The sequence below is a fragment of the Candidatus Accumulibacter contiguus genome (assembly GCF_012940005.1).
GTDB classification, from domain to species: Bacteria; Pseudomonadota; Gammaproteobacteria; order Burkholderiales; family Rhodocyclaceae; genus Accumulibacter; species Accumulibacter contiguus.
In genome coordinates this window covers 53,162-62,691 of the sequence record NZ_SPMX01000011.1, presented here as the reverse complement: position 1 = coordinate 62,691, position 9,530 = coordinate 53,162, and the positions used below count along the sequence as shown (strand labels likewise).

The following is a 9,530-nucleotide window of genomic DNA, read 5'->3' as shown; positions in this document are numbered from 1 at the left end:
CCACGGCTGGTTATCGTCACCGATGTAGGAAAACGGGATCGAGTTCTCGGGGTGTGAATGAAAGTATTGGGAGGGTCCGATGTGCTCCCCTCCCCCCTTGTGGGGGAGGGGTTGGGGGAGAGGGGNCGTCCATGCCCTCGCAGAGGCCAGCAGAGCAGACTGACGGCTCTGGCCATATGCTTTCGCAAGGATTCGACGAATTCGTGTGCAACCATGGCCCCCTCTCCCCCCAACCCCTCCCCCGCGAGGGGGGAGGGGTGATCACCCATGCCAACGCCTCTCCATCGAACAAAGTACTTCGACCAACACTTTGATTCGCACCCCGAGAACTCGATCCCGTTTTCCTACATCGGTGACGATAACCAGCCGTGGCTCGGAAGGCTCCTATACTATACTCTGGATGCTGGAGTTGGATTTCCTATCCTTCGGCGACCCAAGCGAGTAGACAGCCACAGGGTCTTCAGTGTCGGGATTCTTTACACCTGCGGCCTGGCTAGGGGAAATTACCTCTCCACGGAAGGTGCGAAAATAGAATAACAAGAACAACATAATTACGTTTGTAAAATTCTGGCACGAAAACTGCTTCAGACGAAACGACGGTACGATTGAACGAAAGGTCAAGAACGATGAAAAGCATCCTGACTCGGTGGATTTCTGCGCTTGGGTTGGCAATTTCGGCGGTACTCGGGATGTCGGGCACCGCATCGGCCGCTCTTCTGACCATCACTATCGCCCCAATTGCTCTCACTGACGTTGGCGCCTGCAAAGGACCCGATCTTGCCCCCTCTGCTGGCTCGGCGGTACCAGATTTCAGCGGAAACTGCTGGGACCTTGGGAGTTATCCGAAGGACCCTGGGGCCGATCAGATAAGCCTCACGGGCGATACGTACACTGCCGACCACCTGGCGTTGCCCCCTTCGTTTACTCCGCTCACCTTCACCTTCATTCCGGGACATACCGGTGGCGGCTCGGCAGGTCCGGACACCGGGAACTGTTCGGATGGCGTTCTCAACCCCTTCAGTCTGGACCGCGCCATCACGATCAATGGTGTTTCGGGAACGCTTACGCAATCGGGATCCTTGAAGGTCGGGTGGTGCTTTGACACGCTCAATATTTCCCAGGGTACGGCTAGTATTGATGTGCCCCAAATCGGTATCGTGACCATCTCGGTGGGTGGAGTCGTAGATCTGCCGGCCGATCTCGATCCGGAAGGCGATCTGCCCGTGACTGCAAGTATTTCGCCTTCTGCGGAGGTTTCGCTGCCCTCGACACTTGCCCTTGCCTTGATCGGCATCGCTGGCCTCACACGAAGCCGCCGTCGCGCCGCCTAGCGCTTCATGGTCGTCGAGCGGTGGCGCAGAAAGCCGCGTCGTTTGTTCTTGTTGCTGCAGGCAGCAGAACGTGCTCACAAGCGTCAGAATAACTTTGGCCGCTGCGAGCATGTGTCCGGTTACGGCGTGAAACCAGCCGCATCTTCCTGACGACCTCGTCGAAGGTGGACACCGGAGTGACTTCCGCCATGACCGATATCACCGCTCCCCGCGCCATCGCGGCCAACCTGGCCAAGGTGTTGCATGGGCAGCACGCCAACGTGCGCAAGATCGTTTCCGCCTGGGTTGCCGGCCTGCACGTGCTGCTGGACGATTACCCCGGCACCGGCAAGACGACGCTGGCCAAGGCACTCGCCCGTTCGGTCGAGGCACTTTTTTCGCGGGTACAGTTCACCCCGGATCTGCTGCCCAGCGACATCGTCGGCGTCTCCATCTTCGACGCGAAGACACAATCCTTCCGCTTCCATGAAGGACCGGTGTTCGCCCATGTATTCCTTGCCGACGAAATCAACCGGGCTTCGCCGCGTACCCAGTCGGCACTGCTGGAAGCCATGGCCGAGGCGCAGGTGACGGTCGATGGCCAGAGGCGAGCTTTGCCTCAACCCTACTTCGTCATCGCCACGCAGAACCCGGTGGAGCAGGCCGGCACCTATCCACTGCCCGAGGCACAACTGGACCGCTTCGGCATCCGGCTCGGCCTGGGCTATGTGAGTGCCGAAGAGGAAGAGCGTCTGCTCGACTACAGCGCCGCACGGCATCCGCTTGACCAGCTCGTGCCTTGTGCTACTGTCGCCGGTCTGCTGGCGGCACGCGATGCTGCGGCCGGAATCACGGTGGCGCCGGTGTTGCGCCGGTACATCGTCACCCTGGTCCAGGCCACGCGCAGCCATCCGGCGGTTCAGATGGGCGCGAGCCCACGCGCCTCGATTGCGATTTTCCAGCTGGCCCGGGCACTGGCGCTGTTCGATGGCGCATCCTTTGTCACGCCGGACACGATCCAGGATATCGCGCCCGACGTGCTCGCCCATCGCCTGGCGCTCGATCCGCAAGCGCGCTATTCGGGCACCACGGGTGCCGAAGTGGTACGCGACGTTCTCGGGCGGATACCCGTGCCACTCTGATTGGCGATAGGCCGTGGCCACGCACAAACTTGCGCTCTTCCGCTTCGTCTTCGTGGCGTCGCGCTGGCTGCGCGAGCGGCTGACACCAGCCGGACTGGTGATTGTCGCGCTCACTGCCTTTGCCGGTGCTTTTGGGCTCGACACCCAATCGAATCTTGCGCATATGCTGTTCTCCCTCGGCGCGAGCGTCGTTGCGGTCGACGCTGCCGCCGCTGTCCTTGTGCACCGTCGTGCGCCACGCTTGAGCGTGCGCCGCCATTTACCCGACTTCGTGACGTCTGGTGAGCCAGCAAGATACCGCATCGAAGTGCAGAATGAACGTACGCAGCCAACTCGAACAGGCGGCCTCGTCGAACAGTTGCGCCAGCCCTGGCCATCGCCGACATCACTCGAGCATTTTCGGGGAGCGGCGGCAAGCAACCGCTTCGACCAGCGGATCGGCTACCCGGCGTTCCTGGAGATATTGCGACGCTTACGCGCGATCGACGTGGAACGGATCAGTATGCCGCCGCTACTTCCAGGCCAGCGTGTCGACATCGAAGTCGCGATACGGCCAACGGCACGCGGGCTCGCCGTTTTCGAGAGTCTTGCGCTTGTCATTCCCGGTCCGCTCGGACTGGTGGAAACGCGCGTGCCGGTCAACGCTGGAGAGGCCACGTTAGCGGTGCTGCCGACGCGCCTGCCGGTGGAATTGCCGCCCGCCGCCAGCCATCGCCTGCTCCAGCCCGGTGGCATTGCGCTGGCGCAGCACGTCGGCGACGCCGAGGAGTTCCGTTGCCTGCGCGACTACCGCCCGGGCGATCCGCTGCGGGCCATCCACTGGCGCAGCTTCGCACGCACTGGCAAGCCGGTGGTGCGTGAATTCCAGGAGGAATTCTTCGCGCGGCACGCGCTGCTGCTTGACACCGCTGCACCGTATCCGTTCGCGCCGGCTTTCGAAACGGCGGTATCGATGGCGGCCTGGCTGGTCGCCCAAGCGCGCGACGCCGACAGCCTGCTCGACCTGATCTTTGTCGGCGAGCGTGTGCATCGCGTCACCGCCGGCCGCGGTCTCGGCGGCGCCGATGCCTTGCTGCGCCTGCTCGCCACGGTCGCGCCCACGCCACCGGCGAGTATCGATCCCCTGCTGGCTACGCTCGAGCGCAACGCCGCACAGGTGTCGTCAGTCATTGCCATCTTCCTGGCCTGGGACGAGCCCCGCCAGAACGCGGTCCGGCGCCTGCTGGCGCGCGGTGTGCGACCGGCAGTGTGGGTCGTGGAGCCGGATGGCGCGCGCTTCGCTGGTGACGATGCGGGCTTCGCCGGCATCCTGAGGCGCATCGCCGTTCCCGAAGCACCCGCCGCGACGCCGGCGACATGACGACGCCCGCGTGGCTGCAAGCGGCCGGACTGCTCCTGTGGGGCTTCGCCACCGGCCAGGACGCGCTGGGCATTCTGCTCGCCGTTGCCCGCCTACTGGCACCCGCCAGCGGCCTGCGGCTGACCCTGACAGACCGCGATTTGAACCGTGCGGTCGACCTCTCTGCACTGGCGGTCTTGCTGACCGTAGGGGGATTTCTCCTGGCGCAGGGCTTGCCGAAGGGATTGCTGGCGGGTACCGGCTGGCTGCCCGCCGCACTTTTCCCGCTGCTGCTGCTCGAAGCGCTGAGCGAAACGCGGCTCCGTCTGCGGCACCTGGCGTTGACGCTGCGTCGCTCGACGCACCCGGATGCCGACCACGTAGCCAAGCTGAGCGCACCCTACCTGGCCATGACCATGCTCTCGGCAAGCGCGCTGGCCAAGCCATCGCCGTGGTTTTTCTGGGCATTGGCTACCGTCATGCTGACATGGCTTCTCCTGGCGCGGCCATCCCCTCGCGGGAAGGGGCTTGCCGCCTTCGCTCTCGCTTCGCTGCTCGCGGTTGCCGTGGCTTATGGTGCGAGTGTAGGGTTGCAGCGCGGTCAACTCGCGTTGCAGGAATGGGGCATCGATATCCTGTTCGATACCGATGCCGACCCCTACCAGAGCCAGACGCGGATCGGTGACCTCGGCCGCGTCAAGCTCTCCGACCGGATCCTCTGGCGGGTCGAGCAGGCGCCACCCGCCGTTGCTCCGCTGCTACTGCGCAGCGGCGTGTTCACCCGGTACGCGAATGGCGCCTGGGTGGCGCGGCAGGATTCTTTTGCGCCGCTGCTTGCCGCGCCGGCCAAGGGCCAGCCATGGCTTAAGCTGCACGGACAAAGCCGCAAGGGTGTCGCAATCATCCCCGTACCCGTCGGCGCCGAACATATCGGCGCTGCGCCCGGGATCCTGCAGCGCAACGCCTATGGTGTCGTTCGAGCTGGCGAAGCGCCGCCGCTAGTCGATGTCGTGGTGGCAAGGGAGGCGGTTGCGGCATCAAGCAAGCCCGAGACCGCCGACCTGTCGCTGCCGTCCGGTTTTGCCGACCTGCTGCTGCGCTTGCCTGAACTTGCGACGCTGACCAAAAGAAGCGAGCGCGAACGGCTGATGGGCCTGCAGGACTGGTTCGCCGGGCACTTCCGCTATACCCTGTTCCTGGGCGATGAGCAGCGCGGCGGACGCGACCTCGAGCGCTTCCTGCTGACCGACCGCGCTGGCCACTGCGAGTATTTCGCAACCGCCACCGTGTTGCTGCTGCGGGCATTGGGCATTCCGGCACGCTATGTCACCGGCTATTCCGTGCAGGAATATAGCCGACTCGAAAAGGCTTTTCTGGTGCGGCAGCGGCACGCGCACGCCTGGTCCGAGGCCTTTGTCGATGGCCAGTGGATCGAGGTCGATACGACACCATCCACCTGGCTGACGGTCGAAGAGGATGCGGCACCGTTCTGGCGACCGCTGTCGGATCTCCTGTCTTTCGCCTGGCGACGTTTCGCTGAGTTGCAGCGCGACATGGCCGCATCCGGGTACCCGGTAACCGCCTTGGCACTTGCCACGCTGCTGGCGGCGCTGCTGGCGTGGCTGACGCTGAGACGCGCCGGGCAGGTACGGAGATCCAGCGGAAAGAACTCCGGGGCTGGCGATCCGGCGAAGGACGTACCCAGCGAGGAGATACGTTCGTTCCGGGCGCTGGAGCATGAGTTTGCCGTCCTGGGGCTCGGCCGTCGTCTGAGCGAACCCCCACGCGCCTGGATTGCCCGGGTTGACCGCGAAGGCAGGTCAATTCTGGGTGCGCCTCGGATTGCCAGCGCGTGCGACCTGATCGAAGCCCTGTACCGGAATCGTTATGGTTCCGCTGCGAAAAAATAATGCCCTGCTTGCGGTCGCATGTCATCCATGCGGCTGGGCGGAACGCCCAACTGGGGCTTCCGCCCGATGACACTCCCGGCTCCGCAGCGTTTCGAACAGGCAGATTGCAGCGGCGGCAGCAACATTCAGAGATTCGGTGGCGCCGGGCATCGGGATGCGCAATTGCAGGTGGGTCGCAGCCAGCACGGCAGGCCGGACGCCGAGACCCTCGCTGCCGAAGACCCAGGCCAGCGGTCCTTGCAGCCGGGCCGAATACAGACTGAGCGGCGCGGCGAGTGCGGTGGCGACGGATTGCCCGCGATAGGCAGCAAGGAACTCGCCGAGATCACTGTTTTCATGAAGGTCGAGCTGAAAATGTGCACCCATCGCGGCACGCAGCGTCTTCGGCGACCAGGCCTGCGCGCAGTCGATCGACAACAGGATCTGGCGAAAACCCGCGGCGGCTGCGCTGCGCAGGATCGAACCGACATTGCCGGGATCCTGAACGCCATCAAGCAGCACCGTATCGGCGTCGTAGTCGAGCTTGCGCATCGCCGCCGGCAGCGGCACGACAGCCATGATGCCGCTCGGTGTGTCGACCGTCGCGAGTTCGCCGAACAGCGCATCGGAAAGTAGTGTCCTGGTCTTCGCGGCCCCACGGCATTCCAGGTATCTGGCGATCTCCGGCCGACCGGCGCCGCTGTCGCTGACCAGGATTTCTTCCGGAATGCCGCAGTGGCGGCCGTAGGCTTCGATCAAATGCATGCCGTCGAGCAGCACGCGCCCGCTCTTGCGCCGCTCGCGGCCGCTCTCGCCGAGTTTTTTGAGCGCCTTGTAATGCGGATTGTCGCGCGCGGCGATGCGTCTCACGGTGGCCCGAGGCGCGCCACCGGCCCAAAGCTGCGACGATGTTCGGGGCTCGCGCCGTGTTCGCGCAGCGCCGCGAGATGCTGGGCGGTGGGATAACCCATGTGCCGATCAAAACCGTACTGCGGATATGCAACATGCAGTTCGCGCATGTCGGCATCGCGTACGGTCTTGGCCAGAATCGACGCCGCGGCAATGGCGGCGATCTTGCCGTCGCCGCCGACGACGGCTTCTACGGGGTACGGCAACTGCGGGCAACGATTGCCATCGACCATCACCCGTACCGGCACCAGGTGGTGCTTTGCGGTGAGTGCGCTGACGGCGCGCTGCATGGCCAGCAGACTGGCCTGCAGGATGTTGATGCGGTCGATTTCCTCGACGCTCGCGGCAGCAACCGCCCAGGCCAGCGCCCTGGCGCGGATCTCTGCGGCGAGCGTTTCGCGCTGCCGGGCGGAAAGCTTTTTCGAGTCCTTGAGGCCGGCGATCGGCCGCGCCGGGTCAAGGATCACTGCGGCGGCCAGCACTGGCCCGGCGAGCGGGCCCCGGCCGGCCTCGTCAAGCCCACAAACCAGGCCCTCAGCTTGCAGCAGCATGTTTGCTCGATGCCGGCGGCAGGCAGCCGATCACTGCCAGCGCTGCCTTTTCGGCAGCATTCTGGCGCAATTGCAGATGCAGTTCTCGAAAGCGTGCCTTGAGCCCATCGCACACAGTCTTGTCGGCGTAGAGGTTGAGCAGCGCCTGCGCGAGGTTCTCGGGAGTCGCATCGTCCTGGATGAACTCGGGAACGATGAAGCGACCGGCCAGCACATTCGGCAAGCCACAATAGGGCAGATAACCGCCAATGCGCTGCATCAGCCACCAGGACAGCGGTGCCATCTTGTAGGCGATGACCATCGGTCGCTTGAGCAGTGCGGCCTCGAGGGTGGCGGTGCCGCTGGCCACCAGGACAACGTCGGCGGCCATCATCGCCTGATGCGCATGCCCGAACAGCAGGCGAATCGGTAGCTCCTGTGCCTGGCAGCGATGCAGCGCAGTTTCGAAGAGCAGGCGTGTTTCGCGAGTTGCCAGCGGCACGAGAAAAATCGCATCCGGGATCTCGGCGTGGATCCGCAGTGCGGTTTGGATGAAGGTATCGGCCATGTATTGCAGCTCGGACTGCCGGCTGCCCGGCAAGAGCGCAAAAACGGCAGCCAATGAAGGAAGTCCAAGCAGCGTGCGCACGCTTTCGCGGGCATCTTCGAGCGGCAGCATGTCGGCCAGTGGATGGCCGACATAACTCACCGGAATTCCCTGCTTCTGGTAGATCTCCGGCTCGAAGGGAAACAGCGCCAAGACCCGTGCCACCGCCGCGCCAATCTTGTGGATGCGTCCGCCGCGCCACGCCCAGATCGACGGACTGACGTAGTGAATGGTCGCAATACCGCGCTGCTTGAGTGCTTTTTCGAGCCCGAGATTGAAATCCGGCGCGTCAACACCGATGAACACATCGGGTGGATCAGCCAGCAGGCGGCGTTTGAGGTCCGCGCGAATACCGGCAATTTCACGATAGTGCCTGAGCACCTCGACGTAGCCGCGCACCGCCAGCTTCTCTAGCGGATGCCAGGCGTCGAAGCCCAGTCCGAGCATTTTTGGACCCCCGACGCCATAGAACACGGCATTCGGCAGCCTGACCTGCAGTGCCTGGATGAGCTGGCTGGCGAGCAGATCGCCCGAGGCTTCACCAGCCACCATGGCAATCCGCAGCACGCCTGCGGTCATCTGATGATGCCGCGCTTCGATACCGCGAGGAAGTCGATCAGCGGCTGGATTTCGGGATGTGCGACGGCATCTTCGACGAGCTTGGCGCGCGCTTCTTCGAGCATCAGTCCGGATTTGTAGAGCGTGCGGTAGGCACGTTTCAGGGCCAGCATTGCCTCTGGCGAAAAACCCCGGCGCTTCAAGCCCTCGGCGTTGATGCCGAAAGGACTGGCGGTATTGCCGGCGGCCATCACGAAAGGCGGAACGTCCTGCACCGCCACCGTCCCGGCAGCGGTCATGGCATGCGCGCCGATGCGGCAGAACTGGTGGACGCCGGAAAAACCGCCGAGAATCACCCAGTCACCAATGTGCACATGGCCGGCCAGCTGCGCATTGTTGGCAAACACGGTACGGTTGCCGACCTGGCAATCATGCGCGATGTGCACATAGGCCATGATCCAGTTGTCGTCACCCATGCGGGTGACGCCGGCATCGAGGGCAGTGCCCAGGTTGAAGGTGCAGAATTCACGAATCGTGTTGCGGTCTCCGATCTCCAGGCGCGTCGGCTCACCGGCGTGCTTCTTGTCCTGCGGTGGTCCGCCGAGCGAGGAAAACTGGTAGATGTGGTTGTCGCAGCCGATGCGCGTTCGCCCGGAGATCACCACATGCGGGCCGACCACGGTATTGTCGCCGATTTCGACCTGCTCGCCGATGATCGAAAAGGCACCGATGGAAACGTTGGCTCCGAGTTGCGCACCGGCCTCGACGATGGCACTCGGATGGATCACTGCCGTACTCATTCCGTGCTCTTGACCAGGTTGCTTTTCGCGCACATCAGCTCGGCGTCTGCCACGACCTCACCGTCCACACGCGCCTCCGCCTTGAACTTCCAGATGTTGCGAAACTGACGCTGGATATCCACATGCAGATGCAACTGGTCACCGGCTGCCACGGTCTTCTTGAAGCGCGCCTTGTCGATGCCGACGAAGTAGAACAGCGAAGTCATGTCGGGTTTTTCGCCGAGGGTCTTGAATGACAGAATGCCGGCCGCCTGCGCCAGCGCTTCCATGATCAGAACGCCGGGCATCACTGGATAATGCGGGAAGTGGCCCGCAAAAAACGGTTCGTTGATGCTCACGTTCTTGTAGGCGTGGATGGATTTTCCGGGCTCGCACTCGAGCACCCGGTCGACCAGCAGAAAGGGGTAGCGGTGCGGCAGTTGCTCGATGATCTCGTATATGTCCAT

Annotated in this window: 9 protein-coding genes; 4 read left to right on the top strand and 5 right to left on the bottom strand. The window is 63.7% G+C overall.

Going from position 1 to position 9,530, the window contains the following annotated elements:
- The first annotated feature begins 626 nt into the window (after positions 1–626).
- From E4Q08_RS05520 to E4Q08_RS05505, 4 genes are all read left to right on the top strand, one after another.
- Positions 627–1,331 carry a hypothetical protein gene (locus E4Q08_RS05520; RefSeq protein WP_169069639.1) on the top strand — a complete coding sequence of 235 codons (705 nt, stop codon included), beginning with the start codon at positions 627–629 and terminating at the stop codon, positions 1,329–1,331.
- 188 nt (positions 1,332–1,519) lie between these two features.
- The gene (locus E4Q08_RS05515; RefSeq protein WP_034914760.1) at positions 1,520–2,452 is read left to right on the top strand and encodes an AAA family ATPase; all 933 of its coding nucleotides are present in this window, start codon (positions 1,520–1,522) and stop codon (positions 2,450–2,452) included.
- A 13-nt stretch (positions 2,453–2,465) separates the two neighbouring features.
- Positions 2,466–3,812: a DUF58 domain-containing protein gene (locus E4Q08_RS25645; protein ID WP_169069638.1), complete on the top strand. Its 1,347-nt coding sequence runs from the start codon at positions 2,466–2,468 to the stop codon at positions 3,810–3,812.
- Complete coding sequence (locus E4Q08_RS05505) at positions 3,809–5,701, top strand: transglutaminase-like domain-containing protein (RefSeq protein ID WP_169069637.1); 1,893 nt, start codon at positions 3,809–3,811, stop codon at positions 5,699–5,701. The genes E4Q08_RS25645 and E4Q08_RS05505 overlap by 4 nt, the downstream gene beginning before the upstream one ends.
- A gap of 21 nt (positions 5,702–5,722) precedes the next feature.
- Here E4Q08_RS05505 and E4Q08_RS05500 read toward each other — a convergent pair whose 3' ends face one another.
- Genes E4Q08_RS05500 through fabZ form a run of 5 tightly spaced genes read right to left on the bottom strand, consistent with a single transcriptional unit; the run spans position 5,723 to position 9,530 of the window.
- On the bottom strand, positions 5,723–6,550 hold the full coding sequence (locus E4Q08_RS05500; protein ID WP_169069636.1) for a TrmH family RNA methyltransferase: 828 nt from the start codon (positions 6,548–6,550) through the stop codon (positions 5,723–5,725).
- Positions 6,547–7,140 carry a ribonuclease HII gene (gene rnhB, locus E4Q08_RS05495; RefSeq protein ID WP_169069635.1) on the bottom strand — a complete coding sequence of 198 codons (594 nt, stop codon included), beginning with the start codon at positions 7,138–7,140 and terminating at the stop codon, positions 6,547–6,549. The genes E4Q08_RS05500 and rnhB overlap by 4 nt, the downstream gene beginning before the upstream one ends.
- On the bottom strand, positions 7,124–8,305 hold the full coding sequence (lpxB, locus tag E4Q08_RS05490) for a lipid-A-disaccharide synthase (protein WP_169069634.1): 1,182 nt from the start codon (positions 8,303–8,305) through the stop codon (positions 7,124–7,126). The genes rnhB and lpxB overlap by 17 nt, the downstream gene beginning before the upstream one ends.
- Positions 8,302–9,072, bottom strand: coding sequence for an acyl-ACP--UDP-N-acetylglucosamine O-acyltransferase (lpxA, locus tag E4Q08_RS05485; RefSeq protein WP_169069644.1), 771 nt, complete (start codon positions 9,070–9,072; stop codon positions 8,302–8,304). The genes lpxB and lpxA overlap by 4 nt, the downstream gene beginning before the upstream one ends.
- 8 nt (positions 9,073–9,080) lie before the next feature.
- A complete protein-coding gene (fabZ, locus tag E4Q08_RS05480) occupies positions 9,081–9,530 on the bottom strand; it encodes a 3-hydroxyacyl-ACP dehydratase FabZ (RefSeq protein ID WP_169069643.1) in 450 nt (149 codons plus the stop codon).